This window comes from Blautia sp. OF03-15BH (genome assembly GCF_003463065.1).
GTDB lineage: Bacteria > Bacillota > Clostridia > Lachnospirales > Lachnospiraceae > Limivivens.
Map to the genome: position 1 here is coordinate 1 of NZ_QSCM01000018.1, position 21,120 is coordinate 21,120.

Sequence of the window (21,120 nt, forward strand, 5' to 3'; positions counted from 1 at the left end):
GTAAGGCAGGAAGAAAGTTACACCAGTCAGTGTAGTCCGCTGTCACCGGAGGTGGGAAGGAAATATGCAGAGCCGTGCAAGCGAAAACAGAGGGGGCTATACAGAGATGGAAACCAGAATTATAATGCGGATGCTGTCGGTGCATATAATATCCTGAGAAAATATCTCTCCCGCATCCGGAGTAAAAAAAGAACTGTCCGTAACCGGACTGAAAACACCGGAAATCATAAAAGTAGCTGTATAACTCGAAAGAGTAAACAGTAGTGGTGTCATGGACGCACCCTGAAAAAGGCGGTATCCCGCCTCTATTCAGATGCTCTGGTAACTCAGTTACCGAGTAGTTCACGAAATGCATTGTATGGAATCGGATTGGCCTTTTATGGCTCATTGCTTTTTGCTTCCACTGCGGATGTGGCAGATCATATTAATCTTACCACAAAGACAGATGTTTCCGGCCTTTCTACCAGTATTGCCCAGCTTGGAATGCGCGTAGGAATGCTTCTCGGCAGTGTAGGTGTCTCGGTTATTTTGTCTCTTGGTAAATATGACGCTCAGGCTGCAAATAATAGCATTGCATAATCTTCTGTCACCCTGTTTGCTGAAAGATGCGGATATGCAGTCGTTCCTTTGGTCTGTAGCATTTTGTTAGTTTTGATTAGTAACTTTATAAATGCAGATGAAAAAGTTATAAAATTGAGAAATACTCAATAAAGGAGAGAATTCTGATGACACAATTATTCAATAAATTTTATATTCCTGAAGATGTAGGCATTTCCTCTGTAGCTATTGCCCAGTTTCTGAAAGAATGTGATGAAATAAATTATAAATTGCGGACTCTTCATATTGTTCGCCATGATAAAGCGATAGCAGAAGTTTCCAAATATCCGTTTTGTGCACTTGATAAAAGATTGGTATATTCCGTAAGCAAAACATTTACATCCACGGCTATAGGGATTGCGGTAAAAGAAGGTTTGTTGCGGGTAGATGATTTCCTTCTTGATTATTTTCCGGAATGTCGAGATTTGGACATGGATGATGCAGCCCGTACCATAAAAATTTGCCATCTTTTGACTATGAGTACGGGTCATGGCGTGGATACAGTGGGAGATATGTGCAATGGCATAAGACCCTGGCCGGAAATCTTTTTTACCAGAAAAATAGTATATGAGCCAGGAACTCATTTTGTCTATAATTCCGGAGGAACTTATATGCTGTCAGAACTTATCAGCCGTGTGACTGGCATGTGCCTGAAAGATTGGCTACAGAAGCATCTATTTGATCCTCTGGAGATTACAGATGTCAGTTGGGATAAACATGGAGATGTTAACACTGGAGCATGGGGGCTTTTGATTGCTCCACGTGATCTCACAAAGCTGGGACTTTTGTACTTACATAAAGGTGTTTACAATGGCATACGCATTCTCACGGAAGAATGGGTTACGGAGGCATCATACCCCCACATTTCCACAAACAGGCAGGGATGTGCCGGATGGGGCCGCCACTATGGATATCAAATTTGGGAGAACAGTCCGGGGAGCTATCGTGCTGATGGAGCATTTGGCCAGTATTGCATGGTATTTCCGAAAATGGATATGGTTATTACAACTACTGCTGAAGAAACGGATGGAAGCAGAATTTTCCCTCTGATTGAAAAGTATATCCTTAATAACATAACTGAGCAGCCGAAACCTCGTGATGCATGGTGTTACCAATACATGAAAAACGTAATGAACCAGTGGGAAACTCCTGTTGTATATTCGCCGAGTGCTTCTTATCTAATGCATATGCTTCAGGGAAAAGAATTTGATTTACGCAGTCGTACATCAGATGAAAAACATACTCTTCGCTTTGAAATTGGCAACAGCCGTATGGAGTTTGTAATCGATGAAATGCAGACTATTCACAGTTCCTGTACTGTTGATTTGTTTGGAGAAACCACATATGCAATTGAAATTCCGTCAAATAGCCCACTTATTGGAGACGAACAGAGAAACCGTATTTGGAAATATGCTGCCCATCACAGTTGGGTAGACCAGAGTACCCTTATTTTGACTATATGCTGGCAGGAAACCGGGCATTCACAAACATGGAAATTCTATTTTCATGAAAATACCTTGACTTTGATTGTCACAGATGGTACTAAAGGAATGTTTGAATTGTCTGGTGCGGTGAGTGACCGGAATGTAAGATTTGCTGATATGATTTTTGATGGTGCTTTTAGATAGAAACACGTAAAAATACTCCGGGGATTTTTCGGCAAATTTTACAGTTACGTTGTATTGACTCATATAATATCCTGAGAAAATATCTCTCCGTATCCGGAGTAAAAAAAGAACTGTCCGTGACCGGACTGAAAACACCGGAAATCATAAAAGTAGCTGTATAGCTCGAAAGAGTAAACAGTAGTGGTGTCATGGACGCACCCTGAAAAATGCGGTATCCCGCCTCTATTCAGATGCTCTGGTAACTCAGTTGCCGAGCAGTTCACCTGTGCTAACATTCTTCCATAAGAGAATGTCATTATCTGTCCAGCAAGATAATAGTATTCATATTCGAATATTGTCATCTCATCCTTTGTCTCGATGTATTTATGCAAGGCTTTGTGATCTTCCGGTGTTAACACTATACCTTCCATACTATTTATCAATATCCGCAGTGCTGGATTTTCTTCCACAATTCTCATTGCTTTCACCTGGAGTTCACGATATTCTGAGTGACTCTTTTTCAAATACTTAGTCACCCATTTCTCCACCGATTCCCATAGTGTACTTTGTTCCCACATGATGTCCTGTTTTTTTCTCATATTGCATTTCTCCCTTCTGAAGTTCTCTTTTCAGTTACATGACTATACCAGAAGTCGGGGAAATAGCAATTCATCAGATGTACCGAAAATACGTGGAGGAAGTTGGGGATAGTAGACAATATAGGGATATCAGAGCAAAAGAAAAGCCATGGTTCGTGCCATGACTTTTCAAAGGAGCCTATTTAATTTCCATTGGATGCAATACCTGCCAAACGTAAAGTAACACTATAAGTTGCCTCATCTTCTGTGGCACTATTATTTACACAATCTGCATCTGTGCCTTCCATCCAAATGTAAGTTCTAAGCAGGATACCATTATATCCGACATTCTTTGCAATTGCTTCACTGTTATTTTCTGTATATCCAGTCGGGAATACGTAATCCTCATCTTCCTTTATAACAGACCAATTTTTTCCGTCTTGATCGGAATAATGAGTGTCATAGATATAGGAATACGGTACAGAAGTCAGCTTTGCTGCCTGATCTACAGTAGCAATACAGGTCATTCCATTTTCTGCAGTAGCATCATTTCCTTTTCTGGTTTCTTCTGTAGGTGCATATACAACTCTTAGTGTTTCCGTTCCAGTAGGAGTTTTTCCATCAGCGGCTAGTGGTTGAGTTGTAAGAGCAATTCGCATAGAATCCGGAATTGTGGTCGAGGATGCCGTCTTCCCATTATCAATAGCAACGGTAATCGGTTTTCCTTCATTCGAATCCAAATATACATCTGCCAAACCTGTTTCTGTCATAGTATAAAGAATATATTCACTTTTAAGATATGCATAATGCGATTCACCACCTGCTTCATATTCACCAGGTTTTGAATCTGTTTTTGTGTTGAACGTAGGCTGTGTATATGTTGTAACATTACCATGTGAGTCCCACCCGAGGCAAATATACCAATCCTTTAAATCACTTGTAGAGGAAGGGGTTATTTTACCGCCAAGCGTTGTGGCAGACAGCGACTGATCATTTCCACCGTGCTGTGCACCTTTGTCAGCTTCTGCAATCTGCAAAATGAAACCATTCGTAGTCGCACTGATTGTAGTCGTGTTTGCTGTTACGGAATTATTTGATACATACCATGCATATGTGGCTGAGGTTAATGCAACACCAGATATTAAAACTGATGCAGCAGTTGCCACCAACTGCATTTTCATTTTCTTTATATTCATACGCTTACATCACCTCTCTGCTTCTACATACCAAAAAGTAAAAATTACTTTTTGCTCTTTGGTATGTACCCCACGCCACAACCGTGGGGTATAAATATGATTTTTGATTAATATTCCTATTTTGGTAAGAATTACTTAGTATATGTACCAGTAGAACCAGTAGATCCACCTGCTGCTGTATTGTCAGCGGTAAAGGATACTGTCAGACCATGTTCTGTCTGAAGCTTGTCAAGGTTCTTGGTAAATACCTGTGTGTCATCACCATCATAATATACATACATATCAACAGTGACCTGATTAGCAGTACCTACACCCTTGAATCCCTCTGTCTTTAAAACATACTGATCAGAAGCGTTTTTGGTAATATTTGTAGTTTTAACAGTACCATCTTTGTCATAAACAACCCAGTTATTACCGCAAATAACAAGTACACGCATTGCATTTGTTAAGTCATTTGTTGTACTGTCTCCTGTCATAGTAACGCCACTGACACGAAGATTTTTCAGTTCAGTAGTACCTGTTTTCTCACCAATGTAAAATGTCTGTTTAATTGCAAATCCAGACTGAACAGCAGCATCAGCTGTTCCAGTAGCAGCTGTTCCAGTGATTCCATTTGCGTCTGCAGTACCAGTGATATCAAACAGAGTTCCTGTTTTCATAGTAGTTGCACCAGCATCAGATGCAAACGCGGACTGCATAACATATCCCTTAGTAGTATCACCATTACCGTTTGTGACAGCTTTGTCTATTTTATCTACTTTTGCAGGATAAAGTTTTGTAGCAGTTCCTGTGTAAGAATCTTCTGTACCAGAATTTTCTGAAGTTACAGTTTTGTCAATTACCATAAATGCAGCATTTGACTGTGCACTGATATTTGTGGTTGTACCTTTAACGGTATTATTACTTACAAACCAAGCATATGTACTTGATCCCAGCGCTACAGCGGCAACGCATACCATGGCAATGGCTGCTGCCAGCTGTTTTTTCAGCGCTTTTACGCTTTTCGTTTCTGTCATTCTTTTCCCTCCTGGTTTCCCGGTTTTGTGGGAAACGCTTTCTTCTTCCCGCTTTGTTTTCACAACAGATCTGACGGGAAATTTATCTTGTCTATATAATCAGTGGCTGTGGCACTGTTTATAGCTGAAACTTTTTTACTGATTTCTCCGGTTCTCCCAGGTCACTTCCTTATCCGGATAATAGCTGTCATTCGGTGCTTCATTACCGGCCGCATTGATCGGCTTATCACCGGTCAGGGTGTCTTTGATATCCTCGACAAACTTCATAATAAGACTGGAATCATCCTCATAATCAGAATTGATATGCATGGTAAACTGTACGCTTCCTCCGATGATAGAATCCACGCACTCCGGGTCATCGCCCTCCATCCACACCACAATCGTATATTTGTCAACATTTCCTACAAGGAAATTCTTTTCTTCATATTTACAGATCACACGGCTGGTCAGGAAATTTTCACATCCCTCTTCCGGTGTGCCATCCTTAGACGGTTCCGCATAAACCACACGCTCCCCGTTTTTCCAGACTGCGATCCGGACAGCCTCCTCAGCTCCCTTGGAACAGGAATCCAGCGTGATGCTAGCGACATAGCCCAGATCCTCTTTTCCGGCATTCCGGACAAAATAGGTATAGGCCATATAGTTTTTTCCGTTGTGGCCTCCTTCTGCCTCATCCAGATTTTCCGGAAGATCACGGATGGAAATGTTCGTGGCATCCTGCACGGTAGCCGCCTTTAGACGGGCCGTTGCATTCTTGAACTCTCCGTTATCGGCGATGCTGATGCCTCGCCGGTAGAGCTCCAGACGGTCCAGATTGATGGTGAAGTTTCCCATTTTCTCCTGCATGAAAGCCGCAATAAAAAGAACAGCGACCAGAAGAAGCAGGCTCAAAAGAAGCAGCTGCAGGCGATCCAGACGGAGCAGGGCGGCTCCGAGCTTCCGCCTTTTCCTGTGAGGCAGATACATACTAACTATGGTTTCAGGATCTACTTCGTCCCCGTGTTTGCTTAAAAGTTCTTCCAGTTCCTCGATCCGGACAAGCTCTTCCTTTTCTCTCCGGCGTTTCCGCCTGGATTTTGTCTGCTTTTCTTCCAAATCTTTTTTCCTGTTTCTCATAGCTTATACCTTTTCTTTACATAAGCCACGTAATCCTGCATTTCTGCCCGCTCCTCCGGATCTCCGAAACGGAGCTGGATGCCGGCTACATACCTGAAAACGCTGCCCTTCGGCATTTCACGCGTCCAACAGACCACACCGACCACTTCATGGGCTGCATGGCCGTCCGAAGCCGTACCAAGACGCGGCAGAGTAAATATACAGATCTCTCCCACCGGAAACCAGCGGTTCATACAGACAGCCAGACCTCCATTGGAAATATCCAGCGTTTCTCCCTTTTCCCTGTCGATCTCTCCATCGGAATTCAATGCCCAGGTATCCTGCATGTACTGAATTGGAAGAGCGACTTTCATACGGATATCCGCACGTTTGACCAGCTGACGCTGCTCTGCCACCCGGCGGATCTTCCAGTAATGGCGAATCCCCTCCTTCACCTCATCATCTGCATAGCCTGCAAGAATACAGGTTTCTTCACCTTCTCCATATTTAAAGAGTAATTTCTGGTTTTCATCCAGTGGAAGAGACTTCCCTCCCACCATGGGAATGGATACCAGAAATGCCGACTCATCCAATGCCTTGTTAAAGGTACAGACCATATGAAACTGTGGCTCCTGACTGAGCGGTGCATCAAAGGCGAGACGCATTTTCGTCCCGTGTTTTATCTGTAAAGCTCCTGCCATTCTGTTTGTCTCCTATAAATTCACTTCAAATTAGGGCTTTTGCCCCAGTATCATCATTTTATATGATGCCTGTCAGAAATTCAATACTTTCATCTTCTTAAAAATGACATTTTTTTGTCTTAAAACGAAAGATTTTTTGCAAAAAAAACGGCTTTCGAAGCTTTTTTCTCCGAAAACCGTTTTTTATATCCTTATTTCTTTTCTTCTGTTTCTTCAGAAGCTGCCACATACCGGTAGGGGCCTGTCGTGCTCAATTCCGCCTGGGACACCAGGATCTGTGTTCCATCCTCCGGTGCCGCTTCCGGAACAACCAGGGTCTCAGGATCCAGATAGAGTGTTTCCAGTTTTTCATCTCCCATATGTACCACGCTGTAACGGGTGAAGTTTTCCCCGCTTACTTTCATGACATGATCATAGGTCACATTCACGGCATTGAGTTTCACCGGAGACAGCCCCATAGTCATATTGGAAGGATAATAGGGTGTATCACCTCCATAACAAATGCGGTCTCCATAGAGGATATCATATTCCAGCTCTTTCAGTTTTTCCAGATACTCCTCTTCTTCCAGCTCTCCGTTTTTCATCTGCTTCCAGCCGTTCTGATGGTAGGAATTGACCACACCGTCGGTGATGCCAAGGGCGGAAAGGATTTCGGAACCAACTTCATAAGCCTGCAGATCACCGCCCTCAAAGGAGAGTCCTGTATTATCCCAGATAAAATAGCAGGTATCATAAATCGTTCCTGATTTCAGCTTATCATCGGAAAGATCCAGACTGGGGCAGTGGTCCCCGTACATGACCAGGATCGTAGGCTCTTTTCTTTTCCGAAGCATGTTCCAGAGGTCTCCCACAAACTGATCCACCTCATAGATCTGGTTGGCATAATAGTTGATCTGATTCAGATAATCTTCATCCTCTATGACACTGCTTGCCGCAGTCAGATGATGTTCATATTCTGTTTCCGGATCGGAAGGATAGCTTCCGTGAGACTGAACGGCCACCGTGAAGATAAAATCTTTTTCCGCTGTGGAATCCAGCGCCTTTTCCACCTCTCCCGTCAGCACGGAATCCTTTGCCCAGTCCATAGCGGTATAAGCTTCCGGCCACATATATTCCACAGAGTCAAATACATCGAAGCCCAGATTCGGATAGACCAGATTCCGCTCGTAAAAGCTTCCTTCGTGATCATGAATGGCAAAGGATTTATATCCGTAAGGCTTCAGATTGTAGGCCAGGGATTCACATGTTTTTTCCTTCAGGACTGTTTTATAAGGATATTCGCCGATCCCGAAATCATCGATATTCATACCTGTGAGCATCTCAAACTCCGAGTTTACGGTTCCTGCACCTATGACCGGCATACTTAAAAAGCCGGAAGCACATTTTTCCGAAAGACGTGTGAAGTTCGGCAGCGGATTTTCGGAAAATTCAACATCCTTCAGCCGGTTTACATCAAAGAAAGATTCCAGCTGGACCACAACAATGTTCGGACGTTTGGAATCAAACTGTTCTCCGTTATACGCGGAATCATCGGTCAGGTCTTCAATGGCCTCTGTGGAATATTCTTCCGGCCGGCTGATCCCTACATCGATGAGACTGGCCCCAAAGCAGTAAAGAAAGCCGTTTTTCTTATAAGACTGGGAAAGCTCCCGGAATTTTGTCTCCAGAAGTTCTGTTTTCTGTCCTGCAAGAATCAGTCCCCAGGCGGCCAGAAACGTACAGAGGATTGCCGTCACCGACCAGGAAAGCTTTCTTCTTTTCTTCACTGCCGGGATCCGAAAAGCGAGTACCGCAAAGACCAGGATCACAAGCACCAGAAGGATCACAAGCGCTGCCAGAGCCATCAGACTCAGATATTTGGAAGCCACATTGACACCGTCTTTTAAAAGCAGAAGATCGCTGCTGGTAAAAGGGGTCACACGGAAGGTCAGGATCACACCGTTGATGATTCCAAGAGTCAGCCAGAAAATGGTAAAAAGAAGCAGAATACTCTTCTGTTTCCTGAAAAGCAGTGCCAGAGAATAACTGCTTCCCACGATCAGCACATTGACCAGAAAGGCATACGGATGCTGAAAAAGGAACTGAAAGCCGCCGATCAGAGAATGACGGCAGATGCTCTCGATGACCAGGATCGTCACCACTGCCAACAGTGGAAGCAGGATTGCCGGATTTTCCGGCAGCTGCACTTTTTTTAAAGACAACTTCTTATCTATTTTTTTCATAACAGGTATCTTATTTTTCCTCCAGAACAATCTTCCGTGCCGTCACATCCATGATCGCTTCGCCATCGCTTTCAAAGAAAATCCCGTCTGACTCCGCTTCCGTATAGAGCAGGGCAGAAAACACCTCTGCGCCTCCGTCGGCAAAGATCTCCACCGTATAACGGTCCAGCAGGATCCGGAGCGAAAGTTCCTCTTCTTCTCCTTTTACATACATGCTCCTGCTGTGGACAAGATTCCAGTGAACACCTGAGTGCGTCCGGTCAAATGTAAGGATCTTCTGTTTTCTGTCGTATGTGACTGTCGTATCGTGCTTTTCTCCTGCTGCAAGAGAAAGCGTCCATCTGTCGTAAGCGGTTCCCTTTAAGGTAATGGCAAGCTCCAGCATTCTGCCACGGATACCGGAAAGTGCCTGTTTTTCCTTCACGGAAATGTCTGTATACACAGCCTTTTCTTTCAGATAAGCTTCCAGTTCCCTGACCGGGCGCTGGCAGAGACGGCCGTTTTCCATGAAAAGTTCTCTCGGGATGCTCATGATCCCGCACCAGGGAAAGCCTTCCGGCAGAAAAGCCTTTTCACAGGACTGCATCCAGCCGATGATGACTCTCCGGCCATCTGCTGTCTCCATCGTCTGAGGTGCATAAAAATCCAGACCATAATCCAGGCTGCGGACATTTTCCCGCTGAAACTTCATCGTCTCCGGATCGTAAGTCCCTGTCAGGACAATGCAGTTATTTCCCGGATGAAACTCCAGTCCTTCCGCTTCCATCCGGATCGGAGAAACGGTCAGCGCCCATTTCTCTCCCACCGGAAAGAAATCCGGACATTCCCACATGATGCCAAGTTTTCCGAAGCTCTTGTCCAGAATGGTCTCAAACTTCCAGTTTTTAAGATCCGGGGAACTGAAAAGAGCCGCCTCACCGCCGTTTTCCTCGCTCCGGCAGCCCACTACTACATAATAGATGTCTCCGTCCTTCCAGATCTTGGGATCACGGAAATCCTTCCGGTCATAGCCTGCCGGAAGAAGTGAAGCAGGGATCACCGGATTTTCCGGTGCTTTTTCATAGTTCAGGCCGTCTCCCACTGCCAGACACTGCGCCTGATAGCCTTCTCCATCGACATTTTTCACACCTGTATAGACCAGCACCTGTTTTTCGTCCCTGACCAGAGCACTTCCGGAAAAAACGCCCAGTTCATCATACGGCTGATCCGGTGCCATCGCTGCCGGAAGATATTCCCAGCGGATAAAATCGCTGCTTTTTGCATGGCCCCAGTGCATGCTGTCCCATCTGGTATCGTAAGGATAATACTGAAAAAAAAGATGATGCTCTCCTTTGTAGTCCGAAAAACCATTCGGGTCGTTCATCCATCCCACGGGATTTGTAAAATGGACCGCCGGGCGCGGGATGCCGCCTTTCTTTTCTTTTTCCAGGGCATTTTTTTCGTGTTGTCTCGCTTTTTCTAATAATGTATCCATATGCCTTTTCCTCCAGAAAACGGCAGCGTCCCCCTTCTCGGACACGCCGCCTGCTGGTATCAATATAATGGATGTTTTTTCAAGAGTCAAGACCTCGAAGAAGGAATATTTTTCAGGATGAGGAGCCTGGTTCCGGGAAGCGCTTCCTCCGTTCCCAGCTGATTCCATTCCCGGATCTTCTCCGGTGTGGTAAGGCAGTCCCTGGCAATGTCCCAGAGGGTATCCCCTTCCTGTACCAGATATCCCACGATGCCCGGCATTTCCTGGATCCTGGCAAGATCCAGTTCTTTTTCCCGGATGTCCGTAAGAAAAGAACCGTTCTGTTCTCTGGCCGCAAAGGCATTCAGGTCGATCCCTGCTTTCACTTCGATCTCCTCACTGTCAACCATGGCTGCGGAGAGCTGCTCCAACCCGGCATGGAGGCTGAACCTGCAGTGTTCTCCCGGATCTTCTATTTCAATGAGATGAGAAAACGGCACATCCCCTTCCATGACTGCAAAAGGCATGCTGTCATCCGAGGTCACATAAAGAATGGAAACTTCCACGGCTCCTTCCACCTGGATCCCCTGCTCTGTCATCCGTGCCTCATCGATACGGACCTCCCCTTTGCTGTGACAAAACTGAAGCATCCGCGGTGCTTCCGGATTCATCCGCACCCGGTCAGAAGCACGGCACTTGGAAAAATTCCGGCCTGCCAGGCTCTCATAACCTTCCTCCCGGCAGACCGGGATCAGTTCTTTTTCCGGCGTGTAAACATCGCTCAGGATCTCTACCGTTTCTTCTTCATAAAGGCGGATGTTGACATTCAGGACCGCCTCTGCCTGGATCATACGCTCCTCCCCGTCAGGATCCGGCACGGTTTCCAGCCGTACACCGGAAAGAGTGACCTCCACATCCGGGATCTGACCGGAACCGGAACCGGAACACTCCAGACTCTGCTGGAACGGAAGCGACGTTTCGATCCATTCCCGTGATTTTTTCTCCCCTTCTGTCTCATATAAGACAAAAAGGAACAATTCTCCCCGGATGTCGAGACTTTCTTCCTGGATCCGTACATCGACTCCTCTCAGTTCCACACTGTCCCACAGAAGTTCTCCGATATTTGGCTTGCTGGAGGGCAGCGCCAGTTCTTCTTTTACCCGGACGATATCCTTCTTGCGGACTGCCAGGGAAAGGGGTGTTATTTTTCTGCTTCTGGTACTGACCGAAGCTTCCCCGTGAAGCTCCACACCTGCCTGCACATCGTAGAGTTCTTCCAGCTCCGCTTCAAAGGAGACCAGCGCCTGCACGCTGAATTTCCGGGAATTGATCAGGCGTACCTTCAGATCCTCCAGTTCCGGCCGCACATCCACACTGTCACCTGCTGCCGCCCCCGGAAGCGCCAGTTTCTCTTCAAAAGGAAATTCTGCCCGGATACGGCAGAGTCTCCGCTCTTCTCCTTCGGATACATACAGGATATGTACCTCCAGCGTACCGGAAAGCTGCACCTGTCCTTCTACTGTCCTCGTCTCCTCCAGCCTCACTTCTCCACGCTTCTGGATCAGCCCGGCTGCATCCGGCCTTTTATCCGGAATGTTAAAATCTTCCGAAAGCGTCATCCGGCTCTCTCCGTACGCCTTCCTGCGGCTCATATGAATGTTTTTCTTCAAAAGTTCCACAAAAAAACCTCCCCTGCATCTTCGATTCGAAGTTCCTGCCGGTCCGGAAAAGATTTCCGGAAACCGTTACAGTGTATGCAGAAAAGGTTTTTCGTATGCCTTCAGTCAAAAAATACTTCCTGTTCCAGCCAGGGAAGTTTGATCACCACATACGGACAGGAGGATTCCTTCGGAATCTCTTCTCCTGCGTCCGGTCCCATGAGCGTGGAGGAAAAATGGATACCGTCCTCCGCAAGGAGCACCTGGTCCACAGCAATGCTGCAGCCTCCCGTTTCCTGTTTTCCGTACCCCCGGATGATATAAAGATATTCCCCTATCCGGTAGCTGATCATCATCTCGGACTCCTTGTTGGCATCCAGGATGCTCTTCAGTTCACCCGGAATCTCCTCCGGCGGGACCACGGTAAAATCAAGCTTTTCCCCCGTCACTTCTTTTTCTTCTGTCCGTACACAGCCTGCCAGAAAAAGCGAAAGAGCCAGGCTCAGTGTAAAAAGCCGGATAAGCCATTTTTTCAATGCTGCTGCCGCCTTGTCTTATCTTCCTTTCAGCATATGCAGGGCGGGAAGCTCTTATGAATGCTGTACTACAGCTTTCTCATAACGCTCCATCCAGCCTTCCGTTATGTTCCGGCTCTGGAATTTCACATCCTCCAGTGCGCTCACTGGCATGATGCCCAGAAGGGAATTGGTCACAAAACATTCCTCGAATGATTTTACCTCTTCCGGCCGTATCCGTCTCTCCACCACCGGCAAGCCCTCTTTTTTTCCGGTTTCCAGCACCCACCGGCGCAGGATCCCCGGTAAAATCCCGGAAGAAATCTCCGGTGTATGCAGCGTCCCGTCTTTTACAAAGAACAGGTTCGAGGTGGCGCCTTCCGCGATCTCCCCTCTGGTATTGAGAAAAACAGGTTCCTGAATATCGCTTCCCCGGACCGCCCTTTTTTCCAGAATGCAGTCTCCGTAGTTCAGCGATTTCCGGTAGGTGAGAGGCGAAGTCTCGTTCCGCCGCACCTTCGTATAGGCCAGATGAAAGCCTTTCTCATAATCTGCGGGACCGTAATGGTTCTCTCTGGTGAGAAAAAGGATATTTTCCTCAGATGCCACGATCTTCAGCACTCCGTTTTCCGGGCAGTTTTTTTCTGCCAGGAGTTTTTCCACAGCCGCAGCGCTGTAGGGAAAAGTTATCCCCAAAAAGCGGCAGGAATCCACCAGGCGTTCCAGATGCCAGTCCAGAAGGAGCGGCCGTCCTTTTTTCACGGCAATGGTCTCAAAAAAACCCAGACCGAAAAAATAGCCCTCATCCACAGTAAACGTTTCTTTTTTTTCCATCCTTTTACTCCATGGCCCGAAGAAGGGCTTTCGCCTTCTGAAGGGTCTCCTCATATTCAAATTCCAGGTCGGATTCGCAGGTAATGCCGCCTCCGACACCCAGATGATACACGCCATCCTGATAAACTGCCGTCCGGATCACGATGTTCAGATCACAGTCACCGGAAAGAGAAAGATATCCCATGGATCCCGTATAAAGATTTCTGCTGCTGTGCTCCAGTTCATCGATGATCTCCATGGCTCTGAGCTTCGGCGCCCCCGTAATGGAGCCGCCCGGAAAGGCCGCTTCGATCAGATCCATGACCGTAAGCTCCGGTCTCAGATCGCCTTCCACGTTGGAAATGAGATGAAAGACGGTGGCATATTCTTCCACAGAAAAAAGCTCCGTCACCTTTACTGACCCCGGCACACAGACCCGGTTCAGATCGTTCCTCTCCAGATCTACGATCATGAGAAGCTCGCTTTTGTCTTTTTCCGAAGCCGCAAGCTCTGCCCTGAGAAGTGCATCCTCTTCCAGTGTCTCGCCCCGTTTTCTGGTTCCCTTGATGGGACGGGTGACCACATGATGATCCTTTACCTTCAGAAAACGTTCCGGTGAAGCTGCCACTACCTGAAAGTCTCCGTAATGGAAAAAGCCGCCGAACGGAGAGGGATTATTTTTCCGCAGGCTTTTAAAAACGTCATAGGGCGCTTTGTCACTCCGGATCGCAAGCTGCCTGGTCATATTTGCAATGTAAATGTCACCTTCGATGATATGGCGGATCATCCGGTCAATGGCTGCCTTGTACTCCTCGTGCGTAAAGTCTGGAGTGATGGTAAGCGCTGCTTTCTCAAAGGTATCCTGATACGGTCTGACAGTTTCCCGTATCAAAGTTTCCACTTCTTCAACCGCCTTCTCCGGTTCCATGGTCTCCCCGTTGGCAGCTATATACACGATCTTTTTCTTTGTATCTTCGATCAAAAAAACATCATAAAACACCAGCACGGCATCCGGCATGTCCACACCGTTTTCGTGCCGGGTCTTCACCCCTTCTTTTTTTCTGCCGTATTCATAGGAAAAGTAACCGATGGCTCCCGCAGTCAGGGGAAGCTCTGTCTGATTTTCCCGGCGGTGTTCTTTCAGATAGTTCCGCACATACGCTTCAAAGCCGGTCTTATTTTCCACCCCGTTGACGGTAAAGGTTTCTCCTTTTACCAGCTTCAGATAGGGCTTCAGTCCAAGAATCGAATACCGTCCCAGTTCATTTTCCAGGGAAGAATCCAGAAAAGCGATATCTTCTTTTTCATAAAAATTTCCACGTTCAAAAATCTCAGCAAGAGGTATGTATGGTTCAAGCGGTCTGATCAGCTGCATGTCTTTCCCTCCATTCCTCTGAGATCTTTACAAAATTTTCCAGAAGCTCATGCCCGTATTCACTGAGCACTGCCTCCGGATGAAACTGCACTCCGTACACGGGAAAGCTCTGATGTTCCACTGCCATGACTGCTCCATCCTGAGAACGGGCGGTCACTTTCAGGCAGGCGGGGAGTTCTCCCTTTGCCGCAAGGGAATGATATCTGGTCACAGAGAAGGTTTCCGGAAGCCCGCGAAAGATCCCTTCCCCCGTATGGGTGATGGGTGTCACCTTTCCGTGCATGGGACGGGTTCCTTTTTCCACCCGGCCATGGTATTTCTCCACGATGACCTGATGGCCCAGACAAACACCTAAAATAGGGATTTCTCCGGCAAAGCGCTCCAGCAGCGCATGAGAGAGATGTGCCTCTGAGGGTTTCCCCGGTCCCGGGGAAATAATGATCCCCTCCGGCTGCAGCTCCTCCACCTCTGCCACTGTGATCTGGTCGGCTCTCTTTACCAGGATCTTCTGTCCCAGCTCTTCAAAATAAGCAGACAGATTGTATACAAACGAATCATAATTATCCAGCATAAAATACATGGCTTTCCTCCTTTTCTGGCTTAAACACTTGTTTTTTCCGAGTCGTTTATCCTTCAAGAAGGTCCGTAACTGGAAGTCTCTCTTAGCATACCTTTTTTGCCTTTTTCTGTCAACGCTTTCCGTCTTTTCCCTTGAATCCCGCTGTCCCATACGGTATACTGGAAGGGATAAAATATTTTTACCTTGTGCGGGCAGCGCCTGCACGGAAACGGAGGAAACATGATTCGTTTAATTCTGGTCCTGATCACTGTGGTGGCCTTTCTCATCCTATCCATTCCGATCCTTGTGGTGGAATGGCTCATCGGAAAAAAGAACCCGAAGCTTCGTGACGAAAGCTCTCTTCATATCGTTCAGTTCATATTCCGGCTGCTCCAGTGGCTGGCAGGAATAAAAGTAACGGTCATCGGCGAGGAACATGTGCCGAAGGACATTCCGGTCCTTTATATCGGAAACCACCGGAGCTTCTTCGACATCGTCATCACCTACGCCCGCTGTCCCCGGCTCACCGGCTATGTGGCAAAGGACAGTCTGAAAAAAATCCCGCTTCTTTCCACCTGGATGGAACGTCTTTACTGTCTTTTCCTGAACCGGACAGACATCAAGGAAGGACTTAAGACCATCCTCACCGGCATTGAGCAGATCAAAGGAGGAATTTCCATGTGTATCTTCCCGGAAGGCACACGGAACAAAAACGAGGATGAGACCAAGCTTCTCCCCTTCAAGGAGGGCAGCTTTAAAATGGCCGAGAAAACCGGCTGTCCCATCATCCTCATGGGCATGAACAACACATCCTCCATCCTGGAGGATCATTTCCCCTTCATCCGCTCCACCCATGTGGTGCTGGAATACAGCAAGCCCATTTATCCCAAAGAGCTTTCCAAAGAAGACCGGAAGTTTCTGGGTGCCTACTGTGAACGGCAGCTGACCGAGATAGTGACTCGCAATCAGAAACTAGTGTAAATCGGAATGCTCTTTCTACAGGCAGTTATCTTGTGAAAAAACGGGCCCGCCGCCCGTTTTTTTCTTACCAAACAGGGAGGTTTTTATGAAAAATGCAAGAAATCTCATTCTGATCGTCGAGGACGATGAGAAGCTCCGGCGGACACTGGAGGATTTTCTCACCGCCAATCAGTTCGCCGTTCTCTCTGCCGAAGACGGAGAACAGGCCCTCACCCTCTATTATGCCAACAACCACCTCATCGATCTGGTCCTTCTGGACGGCATGCTTCCCGGACTGGACGGCTTCGAGGTCCTGAAAAATATCCGTCAGTATTCGGATGTGCCGATCATCATGCTCACAGCCCGGGAATCGGAGGAAGATCAGCTGACCGGTCTTACCAACGGTGCAGATAATTATATCACCAAGCCATTCCGTCTCCGCATCCTGAAGGCGCATATCGATGTTCTCTTAAAACGGAACAAACGGGACGCCCTGGGAGAACTTTCTGCCGGAAAGCTCCGGCTGGAGCAGGCTTCTCAGCGCGCTTTTGCCGAAGAGCTTCCTTTAAATCTTACACCAAAGGAATTTTCTCTTCTTCTCTATTTTATACAAAACCAGGATCTGGTCCTCACCCGTGAGGCCATTCTGGATGCCGTCTGGGGATACGACTATCAGGGAGATATCCGTACCGTAGATACGCTAGTCAAGCAGCTTAGGAAAAAGCTTCCGGATTCCTGCCCCTACATCCAGTCCATTTACGGCGTCGGCTATCGTTTTGAGGTGAATTATGAGTAAACTGCGTGGACAGATCATCCTTTTCATTGACCTTTTTCTGGTTCTCTTTCTTGGCGGAGCCCTGCTTTTCTACAGTCTTTTTGCAGAGGATCATTACCTGCTCCGCAAGAAAAGACAGATCAACGAAGCGTTTGCCTTTATCCGGAGCCTGGATCTCAACGACCTGGGAAACGAAGACGAGGAAGCCTTTCTTCCTCTGGAAGGTTCCTTTTCTGTCATCAACATCTGCGACAGTGATTTCCAGCTGGTCTATGCCTCCGGCTCCCAAAGCGGCAATTCCATCGTTCCGGACCGGATCCGCAAACAGGCTGCTCTCTATACGGAAGATGCCTCTGCTGTTTACTATCCCGAAGAAAATGGAAAGCCCGTTACTCTTCACGGCCTGATTCGCCAGGATCAGCATCTTTTTTATGTCCTGATCTATGAGAATACCCGGATGCTCCACAGCGGCATCCGCTATACCAGACAGGTACTGGGTGATCTGCTCCTGCTGGCTATTTTCCTCGGCACCCTTTTTGCCCTGCTTCTTTCCGAATGGATCACGCGGCCGCTGGCCAGGATCCGGCAGCTGATCCAGCGCATGATGCAAAATGACTTTTCCCGACGGCTTCCGGAACAATGCCGCTTCAACGAACTGGGAAAACTTTCCAGCGAGATCAATCTCATGGAGGGCAAGATCCAGCAGAACATCAATGACCTGAACAACTACAATTATCTTCTGCTCCGACAGAACCGGGATATGGCCGAGTTTGAGGACATGCGGAAAAAACTGGTGAGCAACATCACACATGAACTGAAAACGCCTCTGGCCATCATCTCCAGTCAGGTGGAGCTTCTGCAGTATGAGTATGACGAGACCAAAAAGGATTACTATTTTTCTTCCATTCTGGACGAGATCGACAAGATGAGTCTTCTTATCAGTTCCATCCTCCAGAATTCCCGGATGGAAAACCGGATCCAGCAGGCTTCCCTTCACTGGACCAGCCTTTCGGATCTTCTGCAGGAGCTCACTCCAAAGTACGAAAGCTGGCTGTCTTCCATGAAGATCCATTTCACGGCCTCCATTGAGGAGGACTGCATGGCTTACCTGGATCCGCTGCAGATCGAACAGGCCGTCAATAACTATATGATGAATGCCACCCGTTACACGAAACCGGGCCGTTCCGTCAGACTGAGCCTTTCTTCCACAGAAGACAGCTTTTATCTCTCCGTATATAACGACGGTCCGCGGCTTCCGGAAGCGGAGCTTTCCCAGATCTGGACCGGCTTTTATCAGGCCGGAGAAAAACGGAAAAACGGCTCCACGGAGATTGGGCTCGGCCTCTACATCGTTAAAGACATCATGAATCATCATCAGGGCTCCTGCGGTGCGCTCAACCGCGATGCCGGTGTGGAATTCTGGATGCGTTTTCCAAGGAATCCCCTGTGATCCTCACAATTCTCTCACAAAGCTTCTCTATAATCGACTTGTTTGGATAAAGGCAGGTATTTCCTGCATATCCGACGGATCAGAAACGGATACAGGCATGACTTTCGCTTTCGGCTGAAGCTCTGCCTGTTTGTGAATTGTTATAATTTGAGGTGCTTTTTATATGATCACAAATGTTTTGGAATATCTTGAAAATTCTGCTGCAAAATATCCGGAAAAGACGGCCTTTGCCGATCCGGCTTCTCATTGCTCTTACCAGGAAGCTCTCCAGGCCTCCCGCTCCATCGGAAGCGCGCTTCTTCCGTTCGGTCAGCGCCGAAGGCCTGCGGCCGTTCTCATTGACCGGGATGTTTGCAGCGTACTGGCCTTTTTCGGCATTGTATTCAGCGGTAATTTCTATGTACCCGTTGACCCGAAGCTTCCGGCAGAGCGGATCCGTCAGATCCTGAAGACTCTGGAGCCTTTCTGTATCCTCGGAAGCGAAAAACAGCTTTCCGCCCTCACTTCTTCCCTGGGAGAGACCGGAAACTACCCGCTGCTTTCCATTGAAACAGCTTTACAAACAGAGCCGGATGAAGCTGCTCTCGAAAAGATCCGCAAGACCCATCTGGACACAGATCCTCTCTATACGATCTTTACTTCCGGCTCCACCGGTGTTCCCAAAGGGGTCGTCATCACCCACCGCTCTGTCATCGACCTGGTGGAACAGTTTGCAGTGGCTTTCGACTTCCAAAGTGAAGAAGTGTTTGCCGGTCAGGCTCCCTTTGACTTTGATGTATCTGTAAAAGACATTTATAATGTGATTCGGAACGGCTGCACGCTTGAAATCCTGCCACAGTCCTTCTTCGTTATGCCGAAAAAGCTTCTGGCTTATCTGAAGGAACGGCAGGTAACGACTCTGATCTGGGCCGTATCTGCCTTAAGTGTTCTTGCCACCCTCAAGGTTCTGGACAAAGGAGTGGAGGCTCCGCTTCGGAAAATCCTGTTTTCCGGTGAAGTCATGCCCATGAAAGTGCTCTCCTACTGGAGAAAACATCTGCCGGAAGCCATGTACGTCAACCTTTACGGTCCTACAGAGATCACCTGCAACTGTACTTACTATATTGTGGACCGGGAATTTACTGAGCTTGAAACCCTTCCCATCGGAAAGCCTTTCCCGAATACTGAGATCCTTCTTCTTACAGAAAAGCGAACGGAAGCCGCCCCCGGCGAAACAGGCGAGATCTGCGTCCGCGGTACCTCTCTGGCTCCCGGCTACTACAACAACCCGGAGAACACAGAAAAAGCCTTCATCCAGAATCCCCTGAACCCTTATTTCCCAGAAAAGCTCTACTGCACCGGAGATATGGGCTGGTTTGACAAGGACGGACTGCTTCACTTCGCTTCCCGCCGGGATTCTCAGATCAAGCATATGGGCCACCGCATTGAGCTCGGTGAGATCGAGACGGTCCTTCAGTCTCTTCCGTTTGTAGAAAACGGCTGCTGCATTTATGATACAGCTGCCGGAAAGATCGTCCTTTTCTATCAGAGCCGTGAAAATGAGGATAAATCCATCCTCCAGGGACTTCAGAAGCATCTTCCCAAATACATGTGCCCTAACCGGCTGATCCATTTTGACCGGATTCCTATGAACAGCCATGGAAAGATCGACCGGGCAAGGCTGAAACGTGAATTTCTGACAGGAGGTGAGACTCTGTGACCTTTTCCTCTGCAGTCATTCTGGGGACAGGCTCCCTTCCACTGACCGTGGCCGCTGCACTGAAAACGGCAGGACTTTCTCCAGTGATCTTTGACACCGGGGAAAAACCATCCGCTTTCCTGGAACGACGCTGTGAAAACCTTTCTCTTCCTTATGAAACTCCGGAGATCCAGGCACTTTTTCAACAGCTTTCCGGGATCTCTGAGCCGACACTTCTCATAAGTGCCATCAATCCAAGGATCCTTCCTGCCATAGTCCTTTCCAATCCCTTCCTCACTGCCATCAACTGCCATCAGGCTCTTCTTCCCCGGCACCCCGGCCGGAATGCTGAAATGTGGGCCATTTTTGAGGGTGACAAGGAGACCGGCATCACCTGGCATAGGCTTACTGCCGAAGTAGACAGTGGTGAGATCCTGATCCAGAAAAGCTTTCCTCTGACGGAAAAGCACACCGCTTATCTGGTTTTTCAGGAACAGATCCGTCTGGCAGGAAAAGCGTTCAAAGAACTTCTGCCTGGACTTCTTAACGGAACCGTAAAATGGTGGCCGCAGCCTCTGATCCGTGACCGGAAGCTTCACTTTTCCAGAGAACTTCCTGCCGGAGGCTTTTTAAACCCGGACTGGGATGCCAAGAAGATCAGCGCTTTTCTCCGGTCCATGGACTATCAGATCCTGTCTGTTGTCCCGAAACCGAAGCTTCTTCTTGACGCAACCTGTTTTACCTGGAAAAAATACCGGATCACAGAAGAACAACGCTTTCCGGAGGGTATTTCTTTTGAGGACACCTCCCTCTGGATTCAGAAAGAAAACCATTTATTTGAACTTTGCAATTACAAAAAGGAGAATGTGTGA

Annotated in this window: 19 protein-coding genes; 7 read left to right on the plus strand and 12 right to left on the minus strand. The window is 47.6% G+C overall.

Translation table 11 applies throughout. The features are described 5' to 3' along the window. The first annotated feature begins 354 nt into the window (after positions 1–354). Both DXA57_RS14430 and DXA57_RS14435 read left to right on the plus strand, forming a co-directional pair. Positions 355–579 (plus strand): hypothetical protein, encoded by a 225-nt coding sequence (locus tag DXA57_RS14430; protein WP_147345706.1) that lies wholly within the window; start codon positions 355–357, stop codon positions 577–579. Positions 580–725: 146 nt separating this feature from the next. Further along, a complete protein-coding gene (locus tag DXA57_RS14435; RefSeq protein WP_117767981.1) occupies positions 726–2,225 on the plus strand; it encodes a serine hydrolase domain-containing protein in 1,500 nt (499 codons plus the stop codon). 59 nt (positions 2,226–2,284) lie between these two features. Here the strand turns inward: DXA57_RS14435 and DXA57_RS14440 are convergent, their stop codons facing one another. The 12 genes from DXA57_RS14440 to DXA57_RS14495 all read right to left on the minus strand — a co-directional run bounded on the left by DXA57_RS14440 (position 2,285) and on the right by DXA57_RS14495 (position 15,406). Then, entirely contained in the window at positions 2,285–2,803 is a 519-nt protein-coding gene (locus tag DXA57_RS14440) for a hypothetical protein (RefSeq protein WP_117767982.1), read from the minus strand. A gap of 182 nt (positions 2,804–2,985) precedes the next feature. After that, a complete protein-coding gene (locus DXA57_RS14445; RefSeq protein WP_117767983.1) occupies positions 2,986–3,978 on the minus strand; it encodes a hypothetical protein in 993 nt (330 codons plus the stop codon). Between the two features lie 131 nt (positions 3,979–4,109). Next, entirely contained in the window at positions 4,110–4,994 is an 885-nt protein-coding gene (locus DXA57_RS14450) for a hypothetical protein (protein ID WP_117767984.1), read from the minus strand. A 135-nt stretch (positions 4,995–5,129) separates the two neighbouring features. After that, positions 5,130–6,110, minus strand: a complete 981-nt coding sequence (locus DXA57_RS14455; RefSeq protein WP_117767985.1) for a hypothetical protein — start codon at positions 6,108–6,110, stop codon at positions 5,130–5,132. Beyond that, complete coding sequence (locus DXA57_RS14460; RefSeq protein WP_117767986.1) at positions 6,107–6,790, minus strand: PilZ domain-containing protein; 684 nt, start codon at positions 6,788–6,790, stop codon at positions 6,107–6,109. Before DXA57_RS14460 ends, DXA57_RS14455 begins: the two co-directional genes overlap by 4 nt. A gap of 191 nt (positions 6,791–6,981) precedes the next feature. Then, positions 6,982–9,012, minus strand: coding sequence for an LTA synthase family protein (locus DXA57_RS14465; protein WP_117767987.1), 2,031 nt, complete (start codon positions 9,010–9,012; stop codon positions 6,982–6,984). 10 nt (positions 9,013–9,022) lie between these two features. Next, positions 9,023–10,486, minus strand: coding sequence for a glycoside hydrolase family 32 protein (locus tag DXA57_RS14470; protein WP_117767988.1), 1,464 nt, complete (start codon positions 10,484–10,486; stop codon positions 9,023–9,025). Between the two features lie 86 nt (positions 10,487–10,572). Beyond that, positions 10,573–12,144, minus strand: a complete 1,572-nt coding sequence (locus tag DXA57_RS14475) for a DUF3794 and LysM peptidoglycan-binding domain-containing protein (protein ID WP_117767989.1) — start codon at positions 12,142–12,144, stop codon at positions 10,573–10,575. 101 nt (positions 12,145–12,245) lie between these two features. Next, the gene (locus DXA57_RS14480) at positions 12,246–12,659 is read right to left on the minus strand and encodes a protease complex subunit PrcB family protein (protein WP_117767990.1); all 414 of its coding nucleotides are present in this window, start codon (positions 12,657–12,659) and stop codon (positions 12,246–12,248) included. A 54-nt stretch (positions 12,660–12,713) separates the two neighbouring features. Then, positions 12,714–13,472 carry an aminotransferase class IV gene (locus DXA57_RS14485; RefSeq protein WP_158571337.1) on the minus strand — a complete coding sequence of 253 codons (759 nt, stop codon included), beginning with the start codon at positions 13,470–13,472 and terminating at the stop codon, positions 12,714–12,716. 4 nt (positions 13,473–13,476) lie between these two features. Beyond that, entirely contained in the window at positions 13,477–14,826 is a 1,350-nt protein-coding gene (gene pabB / locus DXA57_RS14490) for an aminodeoxychorismate synthase component I (protein ID WP_117767992.1), read from the minus strand. Continuing rightward, positions 14,804–15,406, minus strand: coding sequence for an anthranilate synthase component II (locus DXA57_RS14495; RefSeq protein ID WP_117767993.1), 603 nt, complete (start codon positions 15,404–15,406; stop codon positions 14,804–14,806). Before DXA57_RS14495 ends, pabB begins: the two co-directional genes overlap by 23 nt. A 219-nt stretch (positions 15,407–15,625) precedes the next feature. Here DXA57_RS14495 and DXA57_RS14500 point away from each other — a divergent pair, with 219 nt between their 5' ends. From DXA57_RS14500 to DXA57_RS14520, 5 genes are all read left to right on the plus strand, one after another. Continuing rightward, positions 15,626–16,366, plus strand: a complete 741-nt coding sequence (locus DXA57_RS14500) for a lysophospholipid acyltransferase family protein (protein WP_117767994.1) — start codon at positions 15,626–15,628, stop codon at positions 16,364–16,366. 85 nt (positions 16,367–16,451) lie between these two features. Then, positions 16,452–17,141, plus strand: coding sequence for a response regulator transcription factor (locus DXA57_RS14505; protein ID WP_117767995.1), 690 nt, complete (start codon positions 16,452–16,454; stop codon positions 17,139–17,141). Continuing rightward, the gene (locus DXA57_RS14510; protein WP_117767996.1) at positions 17,134–18,570 is read left to right on the plus strand and encodes a sensor histidine kinase; all 1,437 of its coding nucleotides are present in this window, start codon (positions 17,134–17,136) and stop codon (positions 18,568–18,570) included. Before DXA57_RS14505 ends, DXA57_RS14510 begins: the two co-directional genes overlap by 8 nt. Before the next feature lie 163 nt (positions 18,571–18,733). Further along, positions 18,734–20,269 carry an amino acid adenylation domain-containing protein gene (locus DXA57_RS14515; RefSeq protein WP_117767997.1) on the plus strand — a complete coding sequence of 512 codons (1,536 nt, stop codon included), beginning with the start codon at positions 18,734–18,736 and terminating at the stop codon, positions 20,267–20,269. Then, on the plus strand, positions 20,266–21,120 hold the full coding sequence (locus tag DXA57_RS14520; protein WP_117767998.1) for a formyltransferase family protein: 855 nt from the start codon (positions 20,266–20,268) through the stop codon (positions 21,118–21,120). The genes DXA57_RS14515 and DXA57_RS14520 overlap by 4 nt, the downstream gene beginning before the upstream one ends.

Bases quoted from the DNA above. Each gene is read 5' to 3' on its own strand.
- DXA57_RS14435 (WP_117767981.1), top strand. From the start codon at position 726: ATGACACAATTATTCAATAAATTTTATATTCCTGAAGATGTAGGCATT.
- DXA57_RS14440 (WP_117767982.1), bottom strand. From the start codon at position 2,803: ATGAGAAAAAAACAGGACATCATGTGGGAACAAAGTACACTATGGGAA.
- DXA57_RS14445 (WP_117767983.1), bottom strand. From the start codon at position 3,978: ATGAATATAAAGAAAATGAAAATGCAGTTGGTGGCAACTGCTGCATCA.
- DXA57_RS14450 (WP_117767984.1), bottom strand. From the start codon at position 4,994: ATGACAGAAACGAAAAGCGTAAAAGCGCTGAAAAAACAGCTGGCAGCA.
- DXA57_RS14455 (WP_117767985.1), bottom strand. From the start codon at position 6,110: ATGAGAAACAGGAAAAAAGATTTGGAAGAAAAGCAGACAAAATCCAGG.
- DXA57_RS14460 (WP_117767986.1), bottom strand. From the start codon at position 6,790: ATGGCAGGAGCTTTACAGATAAAACACGGGACGAAAATGCGTCTCGCC.
- DXA57_RS14465 (WP_117767987.1), bottom strand. From the start codon at position 9,012: ATGAAAAAAATAGATAAGAAGTTGTCTTTAAAAAAAGTGCAGCTGCCG.
- DXA57_RS14470 (WP_117767988.1), bottom strand. From the start codon at position 10,486: ATGGATACATTATTAGAAAAAGCGAGACAACACGAAAAAAATGCCCTG.
- DXA57_RS14485 (WP_158571337.1), bottom strand. From the start codon at position 13,472: ATGGAAAAAAAAGAAACGTTTACTGTGGATGAGGGCTATTTTTTCGGT.
- pabB (WP_117767992.1), bottom strand. From the start codon at position 14,826: ATGCAGCTGATCAGACCGCTTGAACCATACATACCTCTTGCTGAGATT.
- DXA57_RS14495 (WP_117767993.1), bottom strand. From the start codon at position 15,406: ATGTATTTTATGCTGGATAATTATGATTCGTTTGTATACAATCTGTCT.
- DXA57_RS14500 (WP_117767994.1), top strand. From the start codon at position 15,626: ATGATTCGTTTAATTCTGGTCCTGATCACTGTGGTGGCCTTTCTCATC.
- DXA57_RS14505 (WP_117767995.1), top strand. From the start codon at position 16,452: ATGAAAAATGCAAGAAATCTCATTCTGATCGTCGAGGACGATGAGAAG.
- DXA57_RS14510 (WP_117767996.1), top strand. From the start codon at position 17,134: ATGAGTAAACTGCGTGGACAGATCATCCTTTTCATTGACCTTTTTCTG.
- DXA57_RS14515 (WP_117767997.1), top strand. From the start codon at position 18,734: ATGATCACAAATGTTTTGGAATATCTTGAAAATTCTGCTGCAAAATAT.